The sequence below is a fragment of the Gordonia sp. NPDC062954 genome, assembly GCF_044543825.1.
GTDB classification, from domain to species: domain Bacteria; phylum Actinomycetota; class Actinomycetes; order Mycobacteriales; family Mycobacteriaceae; genus Gordonia; species Gordonia tangerina.
Genome location: NZ_JBITWL010000021.1, coordinates 68,822 through 88,934 on the forward strand (window position 1 = coordinate 68,822; position 20,113 = coordinate 88,934).

Annotated in this window: 19 protein-coding genes and 1 pseudogene; 8 read left to right on the plus strand and 12 right to left on the minus strand. The window is 66.2% G+C overall.

Going from position 1 to position 20,113, the window contains the following annotated elements:
- Nucleotides 1-10: 10 nt before the first annotated feature.
- Entirely contained in the window at nt 11-388 is a 378-nt protein-coding gene (gene pcaC, locus ACIGKQ_RS18730) for a 4-carboxymuconolactone decarboxylase (RefSeq protein ID WP_235722964.1), read from the plus strand.
- 13 nt (nt 389-401) lie between these two features.
- On the opposite strand, the gene ACIGKQ_RS18735 is transcribed toward pcaC, so the two are convergent.
- A complete protein-coding gene (locus ACIGKQ_RS18735) occupies nt 402-1,982 on the minus strand; it encodes a DUF222 domain-containing protein (protein WP_287015839.1) in 1,581 nt (526 codons plus the stop codon).
- Between the two features lie 186 nt (nt 1,983-2,168).
- On the minus strand, nt 2,169-2,717 hold the full coding sequence (locus tag ACIGKQ_RS18740; protein WP_235722962.1) for a TetR/AcrR family transcriptional regulator: 549 nt from the start codon (nt 2,715-2,717) through the stop codon (nt 2,169-2,171).
- Between the two features lie 154 nt (nt 2,718-2,871).
- On the opposite strand from ACIGKQ_RS18740, the gene ACIGKQ_RS18745 reads away from it, so the two are divergent.
- Both ACIGKQ_RS18745 and ACIGKQ_RS18750 read left to right on the plus strand, forming a co-directional pair.
- A complete protein-coding gene (locus ACIGKQ_RS18745) occupies nt 2,872-4,068 on the plus strand; it encodes a cytochrome P450 (RefSeq protein WP_396574656.1) in 1,197 nt (398 codons plus the stop codon).
- Nucleotides 4,069-4,115: 47 nt separating this feature from the next.
- Nucleotides 4,116-4,889 carry an IclR family transcriptional regulator gene (locus ACIGKQ_RS18750; protein WP_396574657.1) on the plus strand — a complete coding sequence of 258 codons (774 nt, stop codon included), beginning with the start codon at nt 4,116-4,118 and terminating at the stop codon, nt 4,887-4,889.
- A 5-nt stretch (nt 4,890-4,894) separates the two neighbouring features.
- Here the strand turns inward: ACIGKQ_RS18750 and ACIGKQ_RS18755 are convergent, their stop codons facing one another.
- From ACIGKQ_RS18755 to ACIGKQ_RS18775, 5 genes are all read right to left on the minus strand, one after another.
- Nucleotides 4,895-5,959, minus strand: coding sequence for an alpha/beta hydrolase (locus tag ACIGKQ_RS18755; protein ID WP_396574676.1), 1,065 nt, complete (start codon nt 5,957-5,959; stop codon nt 4,895-4,897).
- 49 nt (nt 5,960-6,008) lie between these two features.
- On the minus strand, nt 6,009-7,157 hold the full coding sequence (locus ACIGKQ_RS18760) for a serine hydrolase domain-containing protein (RefSeq protein ID WP_396574658.1): 1,149 nt from the start codon (nt 7,155-7,157) through the stop codon (nt 6,009-6,011).
- A 114-nt stretch (nt 7,158-7,271) separates the two neighbouring features.
- Nucleotides 7,272-8,930 carry a class I adenylate-forming enzyme family protein gene (locus tag ACIGKQ_RS18765; RefSeq protein WP_396574659.1) on the minus strand — a complete coding sequence of 553 codons (1,659 nt, stop codon included), beginning with the start codon at nt 8,928-8,930 and terminating at the stop codon, nt 7,272-7,274.
- Nucleotides 8,927-9,880 (minus strand): cyclase family protein, encoded by a 954-nt coding sequence (locus ACIGKQ_RS18770; RefSeq protein ID WP_235722957.1) that lies wholly within the window; start codon nt 9,878-9,880, stop codon nt 8,927-8,929. Before ACIGKQ_RS18770 ends, ACIGKQ_RS18765 begins: the two co-directional genes overlap by 4 nt.
- Before the next feature lie 153 nt (nt 9,881-10,033).
- Nucleotides 10,034-10,873, minus strand: a complete 840-nt coding sequence (locus ACIGKQ_RS18775; protein WP_235722956.1) for a TetR family transcriptional regulator — start codon at nt 10,871-10,873, stop codon at nt 10,034-10,036.
- A gap of 105 nt (nt 10,874-10,978) precedes the next feature.
- Here ACIGKQ_RS18775 and ACIGKQ_RS18780 point away from each other — a divergent pair, with 105 nt between their 5' ends.
- On the plus strand, nt 10,979-12,679 hold the full coding sequence (locus tag ACIGKQ_RS18780; protein WP_396574660.1) for a class I adenylate-forming enzyme family protein: 1,701 nt from the start codon (nt 10,979-10,981) through the stop codon (nt 12,677-12,679).
- Here the strand turns inward: ACIGKQ_RS18780 and ACIGKQ_RS18785 are convergent.
- The 5 genes from ACIGKQ_RS18785 to ACIGKQ_RS18805 form a co-directional block, all read right to left on the minus strand.
- Nucleotides 12,654-13,805, minus strand: a complete 1,152-nt coding sequence (locus ACIGKQ_RS18785; protein WP_396574661.1) for an acyl-CoA dehydrogenase family protein — start codon at nt 13,803-13,805, stop codon at nt 12,654-12,656. The two genes, ACIGKQ_RS18780 and ACIGKQ_RS18785, sit on opposite strands and share 26 nt — an antisense overlap.
- 45 nt (nt 13,806-13,850) lie before the next feature.
- Nucleotides 13,851-14,513, minus strand: coding sequence for a TetR/AcrR family transcriptional regulator (locus tag ACIGKQ_RS18790; RefSeq protein ID WP_372512336.1), 663 nt, complete (start codon nt 14,511-14,513; stop codon nt 13,851-13,853).
- Nucleotides 14,506-15,699, minus strand: a complete 1,194-nt coding sequence (locus tag ACIGKQ_RS18795) for a thiolase family protein (RefSeq protein WP_396574662.1) — start codon at nt 15,697-15,699, stop codon at nt 14,506-14,508. Before ACIGKQ_RS18795 ends, ACIGKQ_RS18790 begins: the two co-directional genes overlap by 8 nt.
- Before the next feature lie 141 nt (nt 15,700-15,840).
- Nucleotides 15,841-16,161, minus strand: a complete 321-nt coding sequence (locus ACIGKQ_RS18800) for a putative quinol monooxygenase (protein WP_235722952.1) — start codon at nt 16,159-16,161, stop codon at nt 15,841-15,843.
- Between the two features lie 106 nt (nt 16,162-16,267).
- The gene (locus ACIGKQ_RS18805; RefSeq protein ID WP_266060626.1) at nt 16,268-16,888 is read right to left on the minus strand and encodes a TetR/AcrR family transcriptional regulator; all 621 of its coding nucleotides are present in this window, start codon (nt 16,886-16,888) and stop codon (nt 16,268-16,270) included.
- A gap of 55 nt (nt 16,889-16,943) precedes the next feature.
- Here ACIGKQ_RS18805 and ACIGKQ_RS18810 point away from each other — a divergent pair, with 55 nt between their 5' ends.
- The 4 genes and pseudogenes from ACIGKQ_RS18810 to ACIGKQ_RS18825 all read left to right on the plus strand — a co-directional run bounded on the left by ACIGKQ_RS18810 (nt 16,944) and on the right by ACIGKQ_RS18825 (nt 20,102).
- Nucleotides 16,944-17,234, plus strand: a complete 291-nt coding sequence (locus tag ACIGKQ_RS18810) for a hypothetical protein (protein ID WP_396574663.1) — start codon at nt 16,944-16,946, stop codon at nt 17,232-17,234.
- 87 nt (nt 17,235-17,321) lie between these two features.
- Complete coding sequence (locus ACIGKQ_RS18815; protein ID WP_235722949.1) at nt 17,322-17,942, plus strand: hypothetical protein; 621 nt, start codon at nt 17,322-17,324, stop codon at nt 17,940-17,942.
- A 57-nt stretch (nt 17,943-17,999) separates the two neighbouring features.
- Nucleotides 18,000-19,014: pseudogene (locus ACIGKQ_RS18820) on the plus strand (Rieske 2Fe-2S domain-containing protein).
- Nucleotides 19,014-20,102, plus strand: coding sequence for a dihydrodipicolinate reductase (locus ACIGKQ_RS18825; protein ID WP_396574664.1), 1,089 nt, complete (start codon nt 19,014-19,016; stop codon nt 20,100-20,102). Before ACIGKQ_RS18820 ends, ACIGKQ_RS18825 begins: the two are co-directional and overlap by 1 nt.
- The last annotated feature ends 11 nt before the right edge of the window (nt 20,103-20,113 follow it).

Genomic DNA, 20,113 nt, shown 5'->3' on the forward strand with positions numbered 1-20,113 from the left:
GAGACCGATGATGAGCCGATACGACGACGGCATGGCGGTGCGACGCGAGGTCCTCGGCGACGCGCACGTCGACCGGGCGACCGACACCATCACCGACCTCACCCGCGACTTCCAGGAACTCATCACCGAATACGCGTGGGGCAGCATCTGGACGCGACCCGGCCTGGATCGTCGCAGCCGTTCGATGATCACGTTGACGGCACTGATCGCCCGCGGGCACCACGAAGAACTGGCCATGCATCTGCGCGCCGCGTTGCGTAACGGGCTGACTCGCGACGAGATCACCGAAGTGCTGCTGCAGTCGGCGATCTATTGCGGTGTGCCCGACGCGAACACGGCGTTCCGGATCGCGAACGGGGTGTTCGCGGAGATCGACGCGGCTCAGTGACCGCATGCTCTGACTAGTCGGTCTCGTCGGCCTCCCGTCTGCGGCGATTGCGCTCCCGTTCTTGTTGTCGGCGGGCGTGTTTGGCTTCTACCCGGGTCATGGATCGGGTGGGTGGTGGAGGCTTCGCGTTCCGGGGTGGTTCGGTGTCGTCGGGCGGCGCGGGTGGGTCTGGTGACGCGAACCGGATGCGGAGCAGTCCGGGGAACATGCTCTCGAGATTGTCGGGGTCGCCCTCGATCACCAGACCTTCCGGAGTTTTGAATTCGGTGCGAAGGCGGCCGCTGCGGTCGCGGTACATGTCGTCGACCCAGCGGCCGAAGGTTTTCAGGATGTGGAAGAACCGGCCCTTGATGTTCAGGTTCTCCGGCGCGGTCTGCCCACCTGCCGCCGGGTGGGCGTGGTTGTACTCGTGGACATGTTCGACATCGCCCTCGAACGCGGGAGTCGCATCGCCGGGCACCACGCTGTGTCCATCGCGCACCCGTACATAGGTGTCCAGCGCGGCCGAGGGGCGGTAGGGGTCGGAGGGCAGATGCGCGGGCAGGGTGAAGGTGCCATCCGGATTCTGCGGAGTGCCTTTCGGGACCAACCTCTTGACGATGGCGTCCGGTCGCGCTGCCAGGTCTCGCACGTGTTCGTCCGAGATCACTCCGTGCCCGTCGACGAACCCGGCGTTCTCGGCAGTGCCTGCGAGGGTTCCCTCGTCGCAGACGACGTGAATGACCACCTTGGCATCCACCGGCGGCACCGTGGCCGGCTCAGGAATCTCTGCGGCACAGTCCTCTCGGCCGCACAGACATTCGAACCGCGTGCCCGATAGCAATGCGAACATCGCATCCGAGGCGCGCTGCGCCTTCGTGCGTTCGTCATGAGCGCACACCGCGGCCGCCAGAGACTTGACGGCGGCCGCGGCGATACGGACGTTCTCCGCCGCCATCGTGGCAGAAATCTCGGCCATCCCATCTGGCTGCGGCTTGGTTGACATCCGCCGATCGGCCAGCGCGCGTCTGCGTGCTTCTCGGACCGCGTCCGGGTCGTGGCGGAAGACAACGCGGTCGATCATGTCTCGCAATCGCTCGGCGGACCACGCGCCACGATGCAGGTCCAACTCGGCCGCGATCTCGGCATCCACATCGGCCATGCAGGCATGCCCGGTGAGCAGATCGGTCCGCGCAATGATCGTCGAGACCCGGGCCTGGGAGATCTGGCCGTTGCGGAGTCGCTCGGCGACCTCGGGAAGGCGATCCCGCAACGCGACTGCCTCCCGCAGGACCTGCTCGGCGGCATTCTGGGAAACACTCAGTGCCAACGCGATCCGAGCTGCGCAGTCGGCGAAACCGTCGACCACCAACATGTCCTCCGGACGTTTCCCATCGCCGACAATTCGGCGATGGAGCTCGGCGGCGAGCTGATAGTCGTGCCAGGCCAGATACGCTCGTCCGCGTTGGGACGAGGCCATCGACCCGAGCAGGCCATTGGTGTCTGCGTCTGCGACGTCATCGCCATGGAGACGGCCGGTGAAGCGGGGCGCAAGATCCGGCCACGGCGAGGGTTCACCCCACCAGGACGACAACGCCCAATCGCGACTCGACACCGCCAGCACCTTTCAGAGAATGGACACGGCGAAACCACACGTCCCACATAGCTCTGAAAGTGACCGACCCCCGTGGGCCGATCCGGTATCACATCAACACTTCGATTTCGCTGTTACCCAATTTATGCCATCGCACCGACAAGAATGGTCTCCGCAGTTCAACTCGGGTTTTGGTCCGGAGACCGATCACTCCGGATGAATCGCGCACACCAGGATCTCGACGAGCGCTCGTTCCTCGGTCGGGTCCCGCGGGGGGAGCGTCACGATGGACAGGATCGATCGGATCGCGAAGCGGACCTGCACGCCGTCGGCCGCGTCGAGGCCCATCAGCTCGGCTGCGGTCGCGATGATCGTCGGCGAGTGGATGACGGTGTCCGCCGCGGCGTAGACCCGACGCGATTCGACGAACTGCCGGATCACCGGGTCGGCGCGAATCGCTCGCACGGCCACGGTGATCGCAAGGAGCGCCCGCTCTCGCCCTTCGAGACCGGCGACCGACTTCTCGACCTCGGTGACCACGGCCGCCGAGGAGAACGCCCACACCGCCTCGAGCAACTGCTTCTTGCCGCCGACGTGACGGTAGACGGTCGCCCGCGAACAGTGGGCTCGACGTGCGAGGTCGTTGAGGTCGAACCGGTCGAGGCCGGCGCCGCCGATCATCTCTGTCGCGAGTGCGTAGAGGCGATCGCGGGCCGTTTGGTTGCGGTCGCCATTCACCAGCCAGTCATCTGTCATGTTCTCAGTGTGAGACATCTGGCTGAGATGTTTCACCCGTTTGTCGAGGTCGGGCACACGGCATGAGACGGCGCGCACCACGACCAGACATCCGATGTGTCGACTTTCCCGCAACCTGTTGCTCTGTACGCGCGATGGAGTCGACGCTGGTCAGGTGCATGATCTGGACAACCCCTATCCGTACTACGAGACGTTGCGGACCGACACGCCGGTGGCCCGGCTCGCCGACTCCCCGTTCTACGTGGTGACGAGCTGGGATCTGATTGCCGAGGCCGTGGCCCGGCCCGATCACTTCTCGTCAAATCTCACCGCGACGATGGTGTGGAACGCCGATGGCACCGTGACCACGTACCCGATCGCGGAACTGGATTCACCCATCCACGCGCTCGCCACCGCCGACGACCCGGCGCACCGGGACCATCGCAGGATGGTGATGCCGTCTCTGGTCGCCAAACGTATCGGTCAACTCGAACCGTTCATCGATCACACCGTGAAGCGACTGTGGGACAGCGGAATCGACAGCAACGGAATCGACGGCAACCGGATCGACTGGATGACGGCGGTCGCGCACCGGGTGCCCATGGCCGTCGTCGCCGAACTCCTGGGATTCCCGACCTACGACATCGACGACCTGATCCGCTGGTCGTTCGCGACCACCGTGCTGCTCGACGGAGTGGTGACCGCCGAACAGTTGACGGCGGCCACTCAGGCAGCGACCGAACTCGGCGGCCACATCGCTGAATCCTTCACTGCGACCCGCGACGATCCGGGCGGCGGCGTCATGGGCGACCTCGCGACCCTGGTGAACCGAGGCGACCTCGATGAGTCGACAGCGATCATCATGCTCATTCAACTCGTCGCGGCCGGGGCGGAATCCACCGTCAGCCTCCTCGGCAACGCCGTGTGGCTGCTCGGCGAGCAGCCGGAACTGGTCGGACAACTGCGGGACAATCGTGATCTCGTGCGCCTCTTCGTCGAGGAGGCGCTGCGCGTCGAATCGCCGTTTCGCGGTCACTACCGCCACGTCGTGCACGACACCACACTGGGGGACGTGGCATTGCCCGCCAACTCCCACCTCTATCTGATGTGGGGCGCTGCCAATCGCGACGCCGAGCATTTTGATGAGCCGGACCGGGTGAACCTGGATCCGGCCGTGCGGCGACCACACATGGCGTTCGGGAAAGGGCTACATCTGTGTGTCGGAGCGGCGCTGGCGCGACTCGAGGCGCGGGTGGCGGTCAACCACCTACTCGATGCCACCAACGACTTCACCGTCCATGGCGCGAACCCCCAGTGGGAACGAAGCCTGCTGGTGCGTCGACTGCGCACATTGCCGCTGACCGTGACCTGACAGGGCTCGAGCTCGCTACACTCGATTCCACTGAGTGAAAGGCGACGATGGCAGGTAACACGGGCGCCCCGGGCCAATCGGTGGCCGCGCGCACGCTGGCGGTGCTCGCCGCCTTCGACCGCACCCACCGCGCGTTGACCCTCACCGAGATCGCCGAGCGCGCCGACCTGCCGGTGCCGACGACGCACCGCTTGGCCCGCGAGCTCGAGTCATGGGGCGCGTTGACCCGCCGGCCCGACACCCGCTACGTCATCGGACGGCGGCTCTGGGATTTGGGCTTACTGGCCCCGATCCAATCGGGCATCCGTGAGGTCGCCGCGCCCTTTCTGCAAGACTTGTACGCCGCGACGTTCGCCACGGTGCATCTCGCCGTCCGAGAGGGGACCCAGGTGCTGTATCTGGATCGACTCTCGGGCCGGGCGTCCGTCCCCGTGGTGAGCCGGGTCGGCAGCCGACTCCCGTTGCACTGCACCGGAGTCGGCAAGGTCCTGCTCGCGCATGCACCCGACGGGATACGGCGTGAGGCGATGAGTGACCTGCGCCCGATGACGCCGCACACGATCGTCGCGCCCGGGGTGTTGGACCGACAACTCCGCCAGATCCGGCAGCAGGGCTACGCGACCACCACCGAGGAGATGACGCTGGGCGCCTGCTCGGTCGCGGTGCCGATCCGCCGGGGCGAGGAGGTGGTTGCCGCGCTCGGGGTGGTGGTGCCGTCGCTCGGGCGCAACCGCGCGTCCTTGGTGGCCGCGGCGCAGGTGGCGGCGCAGGGAGTCGGCCGCACGTTGGGCGGGGGCCTGCCGCCCCCCGCGACGGTCTGAGCGGGTCAGATGTCCACGCGGTCCAGGCCGGCCAAGAACTCGTCGACCCGCGGCCACGTCTGCGCGGTCGCCTCGCTGCCTGCGATCAGACCCAGATGGCTGGTCTCGACGGTGGTGAAGTGCACCTCGGGCGAGTCGGCGAAGATCTCCACGCCGTGTCGCGCTGCACCCCAGCTGACGATCGCGTCGCGATGGCTGCCGAACAGCTGGATCGGGAGCGCGATGGATGTGAGGTCGATGCTGCGATCACCGAATCGCAGTACGCCGCCGGCGATTTCGTCGCGGAAAACAAGATTTTCCCACATCTGCTCGGCCAGCTTGCCGGGATATCCGGGCAGCGCCTCCTGGAACCAGTCGATGACCTGCATCCGCGCCAACGCCTCCGTGTTGTCCGCGTTGCGGAGGATGTAGCCGGGCTTCTTGAACTCGCGTTCCCACGCCGTCGCGCGGTACCCGAGGCGCACCAGCGGCGCCGGGATGCCGCCCATCGCTTTCAGCGCGTACGTCACCGGAGCGGGACCGATCGGCCGGATGAGCGTCTTCACCAACGGATACGGCTGTACCAGAGAGTAATTGAGCGGTGTGCCGATCGCGGTGATCGACCGGACGGGCAGGTCGGGATGTGCTGCGGCGGTGAGGAACGCGACGGTGCCGCCCAGGCTCCATGCGGCGAGGTCTACTGTGCTCGAAGGGTCGCCGTAGTCGGCGAGCACGTGTCCGATGGCGGCGGGGACGATGACGTCGCAGAAGTCCTCGAAACCGAGATGGCGGTCGGCATAACCCATCTCGCCGAAGTCGACCACGTACGGGATGCGTCCGGTCGCCAGCAGTGCTGCGACCACCGACATGTCCGGCGCGAGGTCGTAGCAGCGGGCGGGGACTGCGAGCGGCGGGACCAGCAGGACCGGTGGGCGTCCTGCACTGCGTGCCGCATCGACGTCGGCGGTGGTTCCGTAGCGGCGTAGCGTCCGATGCCGCCCCTCGGAAAGGGTGACGTGCGAGGTGGGCTGGTCATCGGCCACGCGTTCACCGCGCGTCAGGCGGTAAAGGGTACGGACACCGTCGAGCATGGGCACCTTCCGGTCTCGTTGGGACACGGGGTGCGATCCTACGGGAGGCTCAGCCGGCGGCAGCCAGGATGGCCCGCGTGTAGGCCTCGGAGCGGTCGGATCCGATGATGCCCGGTGCCATCTTGTTCATGACGTAGGAGATGGTCATCTTCTGCAGCGGGAACATCACAGTGATCGACCCTCCCCATCCACCCCAGAAGCAGATCCGTTCGTCGGGGAGTGAGGGCACGGTCGCGGGTTCGGGAAGACCGAATCCGATTCCCCAGCGCAGCGGCACGCCCAGAACGAGGTCGTCGCCGCGTGTCTGTTCGTCGAAGATCTGATCGATCGTCTTCTCCGTCAGCAGCTGCACGCCGTCGACGGTCCCGCCGCGGGAGATCACCGACATCGTTCGTACGAGGGCGCGGGCGTTGGTGTGGCCGTTCAGTGCCCCCATGTCGGCACGACGCCACTCGATGGTGTTTGCGGCGGCGGCTGACGCCACTGGCCCGGTGAAGGTCTTGAACATCGGCGAATCGGTGGGCAGTGCCGCGATGTCGATCGGCAGCGGTGGGGGTGGGATCACCTCGGCGATCCGTGCGTCGTCGTCCGGCCCTGCACCGATCTGTAGATCGACTCCCAGCGGACCGGCGATCTCGTCGGCGACGAACTGTGTGAGATGTTTGCCGGTTACCCGGCGGACGATTTCGCCCAGGAGGTGGCCCTGGTTCTGCGCGTGATAACCCGACGCGGTGCCGGGTTCCCACCACGGGGCCTGGCGAGCGAGGTGTTCGACCGAGGTGTCCCAGTTGTACATGTCGGTGAGCTCGAACGGCTGATCCCACCCCGAGACCCCCGAGGTGTGCGCCATGATGTGGCGGACCTCAATATCGTCTTTGCCGTTCTGGGCGAACTCCGGCCAGTAGGTTGCGACCGGTGCGTGTAGGTCGACGAGTCCTCGGTCGGCCAGCATGAGGACCGCGAGCGCGGTGACCTCCTTGGTGGTCGACCACACGTTGACGATGGTGTCGCGCTCCCACGGAAGTGTTCGGGCGGCGTCGCGGAACCCGCCCCAGAGATCGACCATCAGTTCGCCGTCGACGTCGACGGCGATGGCCGCACCGAGTTCGTTGCCTGAGTCGAGTTGGGCGGCAAGCTCATCGCGCACCCGCTCGAACTTCGGATCGATGTGACCGTGGACGTCGGGCGTCTCGGACATGTCGGACTCCTTGCCGGACGACCGCGGTGTCGCCCCCTCGGCCGACCGTAGAACATGTTCCGGCGGCCCGGTTGCGGTTTGCGCCGGTTGCCGGCACAAACCGCAACCGCCGACTCACCCTGCGTCGCGCAACTCGCGGCGCAGGATCTTGCCGGTGACCGTCTTCGGGAGCTCGCCGACGATCTCGACCTCGCGCGGATACTTGTAGGCGGCCATCTGCTCCTTACAGAACTCGACGAGCTCGGCGGTGTCGACCGTCGCGCCGTCCTGCAGTGACACATAGGCCTTGACGGTCTCGCCGCGATACTCGTCGGGCACCCCGATCACGGCAGCCTCCCGCACCGCGGGATGGGTGTACAGCACGTCCTCCACCTCGCGTGGCCACACCTTGTAGCCCGACGCGTTGATCATGTCCTTCTTGCGATCGACCACGTAGAACCAGCCGTCGCTGTCCATGAATCCGACGTCGCCGGTCTTCAGTGCACCGCCGGGAATCGATTCGGCCGTCTTGTCCGGCTTGTTCCAGTAGCCCTTGACCACCTGCGGACCGGATGTGACGAACTCGCCGACTTCGCCGACGGGAAGGTCTTCGCCATCCTCCCCGACCACCCGGACGACCGTGTTGAACACCGGCACTCCCACCGACAGTGCACCCGAGGTCGCGTCGACGGGCGCCCGAACACCGAGCGGGACACCGTGTGACGGCGACGACGTCTCCGTCAGCCCGTAGATGTTGTGGATGTAGGCGCCGAAGACCTGCTCGAGCCGGTCGGCCATCGCCGGTGCGATCGGCGCGCCACCGGAGTAGAGAATACGCAGACTCTCGAAGTCGGCCGGTGTGGCACCGGGGGCGGCGGACAACGCGTTGAACGCGGTGATCGCCGCGACGGTGAACACCGGCCGGCGTTCGCGGATCGCGTCGAGCGTGACGTCCGGGGCAAACCGGTGTGTCAGCGTCAGCGGTGCCCGCACCAGCACCGCGATCATCACATGTCCCACGAGTCCGGTGATGTGGAACAACGGCGCGACGCCGAGCACCCCCTCGCCCGGTTTCAGACCCGTCCAGTCGCGGTAGGTCTGCGCGTTGAACGCCAGGTTTCCATGAGTGTTCATGGCGCCCTTGGGTTCTCCGGTGGTACCGCTGGTGTAGGTGAGGACGGCGACATCGTCGGCGGTGAGGGTCGGCGCCGGCAACGACGATCCGTCGAAGCCGTCGATCGTCTCGACCAGATCGCGGGTGCCGGGATTGCGGCGGCGCTCGACGCCGGCGAACAGCCGAGGATCATCGCGCGTCTGAAAGTCGAGCGGAGACGTCGTGAAGACCGTTCGGACCGCCGTCTTCCCGGTGGCGATGACCGGCGCGGCCACATCGTCGTAGAGGTCGTCGAGGGTGAGCAACGCCGTTGCGCCGGAATCGACCAGCATGTAGGTGAGTTCGCGCTGCTTGTTCATCGGATTGATCGCGACGGCGATACCGCCGGCCTTCCATGCCGCCACGATCCCGATGATGAAGGCCGGATTGTTCTGAACGTAGACCGCGAGACGATCACCGGCCGAGAATCCATCGCCGACGAGTGCGGACGCCAGCGCCGTCGCGGCCCGATCCACGTCGGCGAAGGTCAGCGTCGCGTCGAAGTAGTAGAGAAAAGGGCTGTCCGGCTCGGCCGCCACCGCAGCATCGAACACGTCGAGGGCGGTGGTGTACTCGGCCTCGATGTCGGCCGGGCTGCCCGCCGGATAGCGGGTCAGCCACGGCCGATCGGCGTAACTCACTTGATCACCACCGGGTTCACGGGTGCGCCGGTGGCCCGGTGGATCTTCAACGGCGCAGCCACATAGAAGAACTCGTAGACCCCGTCGGCGGCACAATCCGCGGCGAGTTTCTCCAGGTCGCAGATCTCGGTGAAGGCGATGCCCAGGTTGCGCATCAGCGCATTGTGCAGAACCAACGCGACCCCGTTGTGCGGGTCGGTGGTGACCTCGTTGGCGATGGTGTCGGTGACCAGATTCGGGATCTCCTTGTCCTGGAACCACTTCACCAGTTCTGCGGAATGCACCAAGCCGGGTTCGCAGAAGTCGTCGTAGAACTTGTCGCCCTGCTGGAAGAACAGTTGGAGGTGATTGGTGCGGATGAGCAGGATGTCGCGCGGTTTGATCTCGATACCCTGTGCCGCGGCGCACTTCTCGAGGTCGGTGTGGTCGAAGGTCTCGCGCGGCCCGAGGCAATCCACCCCCCTGAAGCGGGCCATGTCCAGCAGGACCGCGCGACCGGCGACGCCACGTTGTGCGATCGGCTCGACGCTGGCCTTGTCCAGGCCGCCCACGGTGGTGCGGGCGTCATACCCGTTGTAGATCTGGCCGTCGTACCAGACGTGGCCGAGTGCGTCGTACTGCGTGGACCCCTGCAGGAAGGCGTCGATCTTGTCGTCGGCGTAGTGCAGACCGCCCGGGAAGGCTGGGCCGTCGCCGCCCTCATCCCAGTTGGACTCGTCGAAGATCATCTCGCGGGTCGCCGGGCTGCGGCCGGGCCACACCGGATCGCCCTCGGGGTCGCCGATGAGTCGCTGCAGCGTGAACAGTTCGCCCTTCTTGATCAGGCCGACGCCGGCGAGGACCTGCTCGGCGGTGAGGTAGTTGAGGCTGCCGACCTCGTCGTCGGCGCCCCATTTGCCCCAGTTGGAGGGGGAGTCGGCGAGCAGTTCGGTGAGATCGGGTGCAGTCATGGGACGCCTCTCCAGTGGGTCGATGTGAGTGGACTTGAACGATTCGAGCGAACGTTCGGAAAGTTCAGGTGAGATGAGGATCACAGGATTCGGGGCGTCCGTCAAGGGGTTTCGCCGAAGTCGAAAAGGGATGTCGGACAGGCGGATTTCGGTTCAGCGGGGCTGAACAAGCATCATCGCCAGGGCGTGATCGGCGTAGTCGTGGGCGACCTCGGCAGGCGTCTTCGGTCCGGCGGTGGAGAACCAGTAGGGCAGGGCCATGCACATGGTGGCGACGACCCGCGCGGTGCCACGCGGATCCGGCGATGCGAAGGAACCGTCGGCGGCCGCGGCGACGGCCGCATCGTCGAGGCGGGCCTGCAGGCGTCGGCGGGCGTCGAGGATGACGCTGCGGTCGGGTTCCTCGAGGCTACGCATCTCGGTGGCCGTGATGAACGCCAAGTCCCGGCGTACCGCATGGCAGAGCGCCAGCGCCTCGACCATCAGCGCAAAGCGCTCAGCAGGCCGCTCGCCCTCGGCATCCGCTGCCAGCACGCGCCATTCGATGTCGGCCATCGTCTGGGTCATGAGCGTCACCAAGAGATGCTGCTTGCTCCGGTGATAGTGGTAGATGCCGGCCACGCTGCTGTCGGCGGCGGTCGCCACCAGGCGCATCGTCGCACCGTGATAGCCGACGTCGGTGAACACCTCGACCGCGGCACGTAGCGCCGGGTCGAGATCGAGATCGCTGAATCGGCGCCAGTCGGAGGTGGGTGTGGCCCCGAGGGTGTCGGACTGGCGGGCGGGTGGCGGACTCACCAGGTGGCCGGGCGAGACGTCGAGGCGCCGGGCGATCTGGTGCAGGCGATCGATCGTGAGCGCGACCTTGCCGTTCTCGATGGCGCTCATCGTCCCGACGCTGACCCCGATGTCGGCGGCCAGGGCGCGCAGGGTCAGGCCGGACTGCACACGCGCCTGGCGGACCGCCGGTCCGGTCAGGTTCTGTTCAGCCATGCTGAACACGGTAGCGCTGTGTAACACGGTAGCGCTGTGTGCCGGTCACCGTAGACTTCACCCGACGATGTCGACTCCTCGGGGGGACGGAAAGGTGACGGTCGGGTGAGTGCCTACGATGACCGGCCGTGGCTCGCCCATTACGGCGGACGGCCCGCACATCTGCGGGTGGAGTTCGGTACCGCGATGGACATGTTCGACGCCGCGGTCGCGGCAGCCCCGGATGCCCCGGCCGTGCACTACTTCGACTCCACGCTCACGTGGTCCGGCCTCGATCACGCATCGGACGCGTTGGCTGCGTTGCTGCTGGCCCGTGGATTCGGTCCGGGCGACCGGTATGCCCTGTTCGTCCAGAACGATCCGGCGTTCGTGATCGGTCTGGTGGCGGCGTGGAAGGTGGGTGGTGTCCCGACCGCGATCAGTCCGATGAGCAAGGTGGACGAGTTCACCTGGTTCCTGCAGCGTTACCGGCCGGCGGCGTTGCTGGCGCTCGATGATCTGTACCTCGAGGTCGTCCGGCCCGCGATTGCCGATGACCCGGGCATCGCGGTTCCGGTGGTGGTGACGGTCAGTGGGTTGGACGGACAGACGCGCGACGATCCGCGGCTGTTCGCGGGTCGGCGTCGCCATCGGCCCCCGGACACGATCGACCTCGCGGCACTCGTCGCCGGGTTCGATGGTCCGGCACCGCGGCGGCGACCCGTGGGTCCGGCCGATGTCGCCGCGCTGTTGCCGACGTCGGGCACGACCGGCTTTCCCAAAGGCGCCCGGATCAGTCATGCCAATCTGACGTTCAACACCCAGATCTACCGCGAATGGACCGGAGTCGACGTCGGGGAGCCGATTCTGGCGCTGGCGCCGGTCTTTCACGTCACCGGTCTCGTGGGAGCGGTGACCCTGGCGATGCTGCTCCGGTCGCCGGTCGTGGTGACCCATCGCATCCTGCCGGCCGTGATGGCCGACGCGATCCGCGAGTGGCGGCCGGTGTTCGCGGTCGCCGCGATCACCGCCTACATAGGTCTTGCCGACGAGTCCGACATCACGCCGGCGGAAATGTCCTCGCTGCGTTTGCGTTACTCGGGCGGCGCGCCGATCGAACCTGCGGTGGCGGAGCGGCTCGAGGAGGCCCTCGGCGGATACGTGCACAACATCTACGGACAGACCGAGACGACGTCACCGTCGCACATCGTGCCACCGGAACTGCGTTCGCCGGTCGACGAGGAGACCGGGGTGCTGTCGGTCGGGGTGCCGGTGTCGAGCACGGTGGTGCGGGTGGTCGACGACGACGGCCGCGATCTTCCGGTCGGTGAGATCGGCGAATTGGTGACGAGCGGACCGCAGGTCATCGACGGCTACTGGGACGACCCGACGGCCACTGCGGCCGCACTGACCGGCGGCGAATTGCGTACCGGCGATATCGGTTTCATGGACGATGCCGGCTGGTTCTATGTCGTCGACCGCAGGACCGATGTGATCAACGCGGCGGGCTACAAGATCTGGCCGCACGAGGTGGAAGCGGTTCTGGCCAAGCATCCCGATGTCGCGGAAGCGGCGGTCGTCGGCATCCCGGACGACTATCGCGGTGAGTCGGCGAAGGCGTATGTGGTGTTGCGCGCGGGCTCACCGACGACCGAAGCCGATCTCGTCGAGCACTGTCGCGTCCGGCTTGCGGCCTACAAGTATCCGCGGGAGATCGAGCTGGTGGGTGCGCTGCCGCGTTCGGCGACCGGAAAGTTGTTGCGACGCGAGTTGCGTGGTCAGGCTGCGGTGCGACCGCGATCTACAGACCCAGATCCCGGCCGATGATGTCCTTCATGATCTCGGTGGTGCCACCGAAGATCGTCTGGATACGAGAATCGGTGTAGGCGCGGGCAACCCGGTACTCGTTCATGTAGCCGTAGCCGCCGTGCAGCTGCACGCACTGGTCGATAACGCGTTTGGCCAACTCGGTGCACCACCACTTGGCCTTGGAGGCGTCCACCGCGGTGAGCTCGCCGTCGACGACGGCCTGCAGGCAGCGATCGATGTACTGCTCGGCGATGTCGAGTTCGGTCGACATCTCGGCGACGACGAACCGGTTGTGCTGGAAGGTGCCGATCGGCTTGCCGAAGGCCTTGCGGTCCTTGACGTACTGCAGCGTCTCCTCGTACACGGCGCGGGCGCCGGCGATGGCGCCGACGGCGATCGACAGCCGCTCCGACGGCAGGTTCTGCATCAGGTGGTAGAAGCCCTTGTTCTCCTCGCCGAGGAGGTTCTCCCGCGGGACGCGCACGTCGTTGAAGTGCAGTTCGGCGGTGTCGGCGGACTTGAGACCCATCTTGTCCAGCTTGCGTCCGCGCTCGAAGCCCTCCATGTCGCGCTCGACGACGAGCAGCGAGAACGCCTTGTGGCCGGCGGCCGGGTCGGGATTTGTGCGGCACACCACCACGACCAGATCGGAGTTGATGCCGGCCGAGATGAAGGTCTTGCTGCCGCTGAGGATGTAGTGGTCACCGTCGAGCTTGGCCGACGTCTTGATACCGGCGAGGTCGCTACCGGCGCCGGGCTCGGTCATCGCGACCGCGAGGATCGTCTCACCGGTGGCCATACCGGGCATCCAGCGCTTCTTCTGCTCATCGTTGGCCAGATGCAGGAAGTAGGGGACCAGGACGTCGTTCTGCAGGCTCAGTCCCGGTGCCGCACTGCCGAAGCGCGCGAACTCCTCGACGACGACCGCGTTGAAGCGGAAGTCGTCGGAGACGCCGCCGCCACCGAACTCCTCGGGGATGTTGAAACCGAGCAAGCCGGCCTCGCCCGCCTTGGCGTATGCCTCACGGTCGACCTGGCCTGCGGCTTCCCACTTCTCGACGTTGGGCGCGCACTCGCGGGCCAGGAACTCGCGGGCGCTCTGCCGAAGTTGTTCGTGTTCTGATTCGAAGACTGTGCGCTTCATGTGGTGAACTCCTTCGTGATTCGGGTCTGATGACGATCGGTTTGGTCAGGTCGCCGGGCGCGATCCCACCGCCCGCAGCGATGTCGCGGCGTAGGAGACCGCGACCTGTTCCGGGGTTCGTGGCCCGTCGGGCCGGTACCAAGTGGTGATCTCCTGACAGGCGCCGAGCAGATAACGCAACACTTCCCGAGCATCGCCCGGTATCTGGAAATCACCGGAGGCGATGCCGCGCTCCAAAACATCCGCCAGCAAGTCCTCCATCTCGGTGCGCATCCCCACGTAGTGCTGACGATGCGGGTTGTCGGTGTCGAGATAGCGCAATTCGCGTCCGACACTGGCGAGCTGAAGATCGGCCGTCATGTGCAGCACGATGGTCTCGATCGCGTTGGACAGCTGTTCGGACGGCGTGTCGCCGTCGGCGATGGCCGCGTGCACCCGGGTGAGGACCGACGACATGCCCGCCTCGAGCAGCGCGACCAGGATGCCTTGCTTGTTGTCGTGGTGGTAGTACAGCGTGGGGAGGGAAACGCCTGCACGCGAGGCGATGTCACGGATCGACGTGCCGTGGAAGCCGCGTTCGTGGAACGCGTCCTTGGCGGCGACGAGGGTGATCGGCAGATGCAGGGGTTCCAGCTTGCGCCAGTCACCCGGTGCGGAGGTCGCCGCACCGGGCTCACCGGTCGCCGCCGTCGACACGGTCTCAGACACGCTCGATGATCGTGGCATTCGCCATGCCGGCGCCCTCACACATCGTCTGCAGGCCGTAACGGCCACCGGTCGCTTCGAGGTGGGTGACCAGCGTGCTCAGCAGACGGGTGCCCGACGAACCGAGCGCGTGGCCCAGTGCGATGGCACCACCGCGCGGGTTCAGCTTGGCCGGGTCGGCACCGAACTCGTGGGCCCAGGCCAACGGAACGGGCGCGAAGGCCTCGTTGACCTCGTAGGCGTCGATGTCGTCGATGGTCAGACCTGAGCGTTCGAGGATCTTGCGGGTCGCCGGGATCGGAGCGGTGAGCATGAACACCGGATCGTCGCCCGCCAGCGAGAACGAATGGAACCGGGCGCGCGGGGTGAGGCCGAGCTTGGCGGCCATGGTGTCGCTCATGATCAGCGCACCCGACGCACCGTCGGTGAGCGGCGAGGAGTTGCCGGGGGTGATGTGCCAGTTGATCTCCGGGTAACGCTTCGAGTACTCCTCGGAGTAGAACGACGGCTTCAGGCCGGATAGCCCCTCGGCGGTGGTCGAGGCCCGCACCGTTTCGTCGACGGAGTGCGTGATCGTCTGGCCGTCGGCGTTGGTGACGTCGATCGGGATGATCTCGCGGTCGAAGAAGCCCTCGGCCGCGGCCTGCGTGGCTCGGCGATGCGACTCGGCGGCGAAGTTGTCGAGGGTCTCACGGTCGAATTTCCATTTGGCGGAGATCAGTTCGGCCGAGATGCCCTGACCGACGAGTCCGTCGGGATAGCGGGCAGCGATACTCGGTCCGTACGGACTGCGACCCACCGTGGTGAACCCCATCGGCACACGGCTCATAGATTCCACACCGGCGGCGATGACCACGTCGTAAGCGCCGGCGATCACACCCTGCGCGGCGAAGTGGGCGGCCTGCTGGCTCGATCCACACTGCCGGTCGACGGTGGTGGCGGGCACGGACTCGGGGAATCCGGCCGACAGCAGCGCGGTGCGGGAGATGTTGAGTGCCTGCTCGCCGGCCTGGCCGACGCAGCCGCCGATGACGTCGTCGACGAGGGCGGGGTCGATGTCATTGCGCTCGACCAGGGTGCGCAGCACATGCGCGAGAAGCTCGACGGGCTGGGTTTCCGACAGCGCGCCGCCGGGCTTGCCCTTACCGGAGGCGAGACGGGCGACGTCGACGATGACGGCTTCGGGCATGTGGGTCCTCCCAGGTGTGATGGTGAGTCGAATCGGCAGGTGACATTGCCTGAGTGCACCCCGATCTAACGCTCGTTCTACCTGTCTAGCACGCCGGAACCCGCCGGATCAACAGATCGGCGGGTTCGGGGGCGAACGTTGCTAGATGGCGCCCTGGTCCGCTTCGCCGGCAGGCGTCGCGGTGAAGGTCTTGACGTCGAGCGGGCCGGCAAGCAGATTGCCGATGGCCTTGCCGAGTTCGGCGAGCGCCTCGGCCTGGCCATGCGTGCCGAGCGCTTCCATCGATTCCCACTTCTCGATCATCACCAGGTCGGTCGAGTCGCCGGTGGCCTCGTGCAGTGCGTACTTGAGGCAGCCCGGTTCGGCATGCACCTTCGGGATGGCGGTGAGGACGGCCTCCTTGACGGCAGCTTCCTCGCCGGGCTTGGGGGAGATGGTGGCGACGACGATAACGGGCGACATGGCTGTCTGGCTCCTGAAAGTTGAGGGACGAAACGATCTCCGCTGACGTTAGGGCACGTGTGGCGCGGCGTGGCGGGCTTCGATGGAATCGGCGCTACCGCTTCTGTCAGGACCCGAGATAGGCGACGATGGCATTGGTCAGGCCGCGGCGCGCCTCGTCCAGGTCGGAATAGGTGCCCAACTGCGCCTCCGACACGAGCCCACGCATGGCGCCCGGGATGAATGCGGCGACTTCGCGCACCCGTGCCGGATCGACCTCGAGGTCGGCGAATGCCTTCTGGCAGGCGCGGGCCCAGCTGTCCTTCCACGAGGCGAGTTCGGCTGCGGTGTGCGGAAAGAGTCGTTCGAGTTCGGCGGGATCCCGCGGCAACGCGGCACGCAGCGCCTCGATGGCCCGGGCTTCGGTGGAGGTCAGCCCCGCGAACAGGGTGTCGACGATCTCGGCCACCCGGTCGGGCAGCGGCGCGGTGTTGTTCTCGCGGTAGGGCAGCTCTCCGCGATGCTCGGCGGTACGGCGCAACACTGCTGCCCACAGGCCGTCGACGTCACCGAACTGATACTTCACCGTGCCCCAGGTGGCGCCGATCTCCTTGGCGATCCGATTGGCCGACACCGAACCCGGCTCGCCCGAGGCCAGCGCGGTCACCGCCGCGTCGAGCATCGCCTCGCGGGTGGATCGTCCCCGACGGTTGGTACGCCGTCCGGAGGTGTCGGCGTCGGTGGTCATGACGCCTGATCCTAACGGGGATACCGTCGCGGTCTTGGTCCGTACGATCAAGGGTATGAGGGAATCTGACGGCGAATACTACGTCACGGCCGACGAGCTGAAGGCGTTCTGGGAATCGGGCCGCAAGCACTGGTACATGCGCGAGGACGGGTCCACCGATCTGTACTCCGACGAACTCGACATCACCCACGGCTGGCCGATCTACCTGCGTGATCGCGACGAAGCGTGGCTCGCGAAGTGGGACAGCAACTTTCAGAAGGCGGTCGAGGAGGAGCTCAACCCCAACCTCATCCGGCACTTCGAAGAGCTGACAACCCAGGGAAACTGGCCGCACCAGCAGGACTGAGCGACTGGGCACCGGCCCACTTCGGTATCAAGTCAACTCCAAGTGGGGTGCGCGATGTTTCTCGGCACACACCACCGAGGAGAACCCATGACTGTCGCCGACCCGTCCACCATTCCCGTTCCCGCCCGTCGAGTGCCGACCACGGCTGCCGGTATCGCGCTCGCCTGCAGCGCCCCGATCTGGGCGATCAGCGTCGCCGCAGTCGGCGACCACGAAGGCTTCGGCGCAGCCTCGGTGTTCGGCGGTCTCGCCGCCCTCGCCTTCCAGCTATCTGTGCTCGCGCTGCTGTCGGTGCAGCAGCGTAGCCACGCGATGGGCGCGGGCCGGGTGGCCCGCGTGGGCTACCGCGTCGAGGTGGTGGTGCTCGGTGGTGCGCTGGTGTCGACGATCCTCGACATGTTCTGGCTGGTCCATGGGTCGGTCGTCTGGATGATCTTCGACATCTGCTGGCCGTTGTCGATGCTCGGGATGCTGATCATCGGCATTCGGGTCGCGATCGCGGACCGATGGACCGGTGCGCTTCGCTGGCAGACGCTGTTCGCGCAGAGCTGGCTGGTGTGGGCGTTGCCGCTCGGCGCCATCCCCGGTGTCGGGCTGTGGGGTGCCGTCGTGCAGACCATCCTCGGGTATGGCGGTCTGGGTCTGCTGCTCGCACGCAGGCAGGTGATCACGGCGTCGGCGCCGGTTTCGCAGAACCCCCTATCATAGTTACGTAGAACCCACTATGGTTCTTTCTCGGAGGGTGCGCGTCCGGAAGGAGAACCGATGGCCAGGACCCCGTTGTCGATGGAGCCGACCGGGTGGTTTCAGGTCGCGTGGTCGGCCGAGATCCGGGTCGGCGCGGTGCGCAAGATGAAGTACTTCGGCCGGGAGATGGTCGCGTGGCGCTCGGCGTCGGGAGTTGTGGCCGTATTTGATGCTTACTGTGAACATCTCGGCGCGCATCTCGGTTACGGTGGACGGGGAGAACCTCGTCTGCCCGTTCCACGGGTGGGAGTGGAACCGTGATGGTCGCAACGTCTGCATCCCGTACGAGAAGCATCCCAACAAGGGGCGTCGCATCCGCAGCTATCCGGTTGTCGAACGCAACGAGGCGGTCTGGATCTGGTACGACGTCGAGGGGCGACCGCCGACGTTCGACGTCCCGGACATCTTCGGCGACTTCGACGACGACCGAACGGCTGATGATTACTATCCGCCGATCGCGGCGGCCACGCTCTTTCGCGAGGGCCTCGAGATCCATCCGCAGTACATCATGGAGAACGGCGTCGATTTCGCGCACTTCAAGTTCGTGCACAAGACGCCGTTCATGCCGGAATTCACCCGGCACGACTTCAGCGGTCCGGTGTCCTATGTCGACTTCACGATCGCCTTCGATGAGGGAGCAACCCTCGAAAATGCCACCAGCGGGGTCGAATCCATCAATGCCGGCCTAGGCTGTTCGGTCACCAAGAGTTGGGGAATGGTCGACAACCGGACGATGCCCGCGGTCACCCCCGTCGACGACCACACCTCCGATGTGCGGTTCACGGTGTGGATCGGACGCAAGCCTGGTGAGGAATCCGGTCCCATCACCGACTACGGCAAGACGATGGCCGACTTTGTCATTGAGCAGTTCGAGGCCGACATCGAGATCTGGGCGCATCAGCGGTATTCCGACCCGCCAGCGTTGTCTCGCAAGGAATATCAGGGCTTCACGGCACTGCGCGCCTGGGCTACCCAGTTCTATCCGGACGGTCCGACGGCACCCGTCGGCTCCGATGACCGAAAGGCGATGTGATGACGGCTCCCGCACCGAGAATCCGCGTGTTCCAGGTGGCCACCGGCAACGTCGGTACCGAGATGATCGGCCGGATCGCCGGCCACCCTGACCTGGAATTGGTGGGCCTGCACTGTTATTCACCGGACAAGATCGGACGCGATGCCGGTGAGATCGTGGGCGCCGACCCGATCGGCGTCATCGCGACGGGAACCGTGGCCGAGATCATCGCGGCGGCGCCCGACGTGCTGACCTTCCACGGCGTCTTCCCCGACGAGGAGCTGTATGTGCAGGTGCTGGAGGCCGGCATCAACATCGTGACCACCGCGGACTGGATCACCGGCTTCCACCGCAACACCAATCACCCGCATCCGAGCGGCCGCAAGACCACCGAGATCCTCGCGGAGGCCTGCGAGAAAGGTGGTTCCACCTTCTACGGCACCGGTATGAATCCGGGTGCCGCGCAGGTGATCGCGGTGGCGCAATCAATGGATGTCGCCGATATCGAGAATGTCACGGTCACCGAGTCGGTGGACGTGTCGTGTCACCACTCGGCGGAGACCTGGCAGGCGGTCGGCTACGGCCGTCGGGTCGACGACCCCACCATCCCGGACTCTTTGCGCCGCTACACCGAGGTGTTCGCCGACTCGGTGTACCTGATGGCGGACTGTTTCGACCTCGAACTCGACGAGGTCGCCTTCAGCTACGAGCTCGGCGCCTGCACCAAGGATGTCGATCTGGGGTGGTACTTCCTGCCGGCGGGATCGCTGGGAGCCAACTACATCAAGTATCAGGGCATGGTCGACGGCGTGGCGCGCGTGGAGACCCACCTCGAATGGCAGATGACGCCCTTCACCGATCCGGCGTGGGACATCAAGGGCTGCTACATCACCCACATCGCCGGCGATCCGTCGGTCTACTCCAAGCACATGATCTTCCCGAAAGCCGGTGTGGACCTGTCGGACCCGTCGTCATTCGCATCGATCGGCATGACGGTGACGGGTATGCCTGCGCTGAACGCCATCAGCTCGGTGGTAGCGGCCCGGCCGGGCATCCTCACCAGCGCCGATTTGCCGTTGCGGGGCTTCGCGGGTCGGTTCAAGCGCTGAACTCGCGCGTA

What these genes read in the sequence shown, in the direction of transcription:
- ACIGKQ_RS18805 (WP_266060626.1), bottom strand. Translation starts at nt 16,888, where the DNA reads ATGACCACCGACGCCGACACCTCCGGACGGCGTACCAACCGTCGGGGA.
- ACIGKQ_RS18815 (WP_235722949.1), top strand. Translation starts at nt 17,322, where the DNA reads ATGACTGTCGCCGACCCGTCCACCATTCCCGTTCCCGCCCGTCGAGTG.
- ACIGKQ_RS18775 (WP_235722956.1), bottom strand. Translation starts at nt 10,873, where the DNA reads ATGGCTGAACAGAACCTGACCGGACCGGCGGTCCGCCAGGCGCGTGTG.
- ACIGKQ_RS18750 (WP_396574657.1), top strand. Translation starts at nt 4,116, where the DNA reads ATGGCAGGTAACACGGGCGCCCCGGGCCAATCGGTGGCCGCGCGCACG.
- ACIGKQ_RS18785 (WP_396574661.1), bottom strand. Translation starts at nt 13,805, where the DNA reads ATGAAGCGCACAGTCTTCGAATCAGAACACGAACAACTTCGGCAGAGC.
- pcaC (WP_235722964.1), top strand. Translation starts at nt 11, where the DNA reads ATGAGCCGATACGACGACGGCATGGCGGTGCGACGCGAGGTCCTCGGC.
- ACIGKQ_RS18825 (WP_396574664.1), top strand. Translation starts at nt 19,014, where the DNA reads ATGACGGCTCCCGCACCGAGAATCCGCGTGTTCCAGGTGGCCACCGGC.
- ACIGKQ_RS18760 (WP_396574658.1), bottom strand. Translation starts at nt 7,157, where the DNA reads ATGTCCGAGACGCCCGACGTCCACGGTCACATCGATCCGAAGTTCGAG.
- ACIGKQ_RS18755 (WP_396574676.1), bottom strand. Translation starts at nt 5,959, where the DNA reads ATGCTCGACGGTGTCCGTACCCTTTACCGCCTGACGCGCGGTGAACGC.
- ACIGKQ_RS18770 (WP_235722957.1), bottom strand. Translation starts at nt 9,880, where the DNA reads ATGACTGCACCCGATCTCACCGAACTGCTCGCCGACTCCCCCTCCAAC.
- ACIGKQ_RS18740 (WP_235722962.1), bottom strand. Translation starts at nt 2,717, where the DNA reads ATGACAGATGACTGGCTGGTGAATGGCGACCGCAACCAAACGGCCCGC.
- ACIGKQ_RS18800 (WP_235722952.1), bottom strand. Translation starts at nt 16,161, where the DNA reads ATGTCGCCCGTTATCGTCGTCGCCACCATCTCCCCCAAGCCCGGCGAG.
- ACIGKQ_RS18810 (WP_396574663.1), top strand. Translation starts at nt 16,944, where the DNA reads ATGAGGGAATCTGACGGCGAATACTACGTCACGGCCGACGAGCTGAAG.
- ACIGKQ_RS18795 (WP_396574662.1), bottom strand. Translation starts at nt 15,699, where the DNA reads ATGCCCGAAGCCGTCATCGTCGACGTCGCCCGTCTCGCCTCCGGTAAG.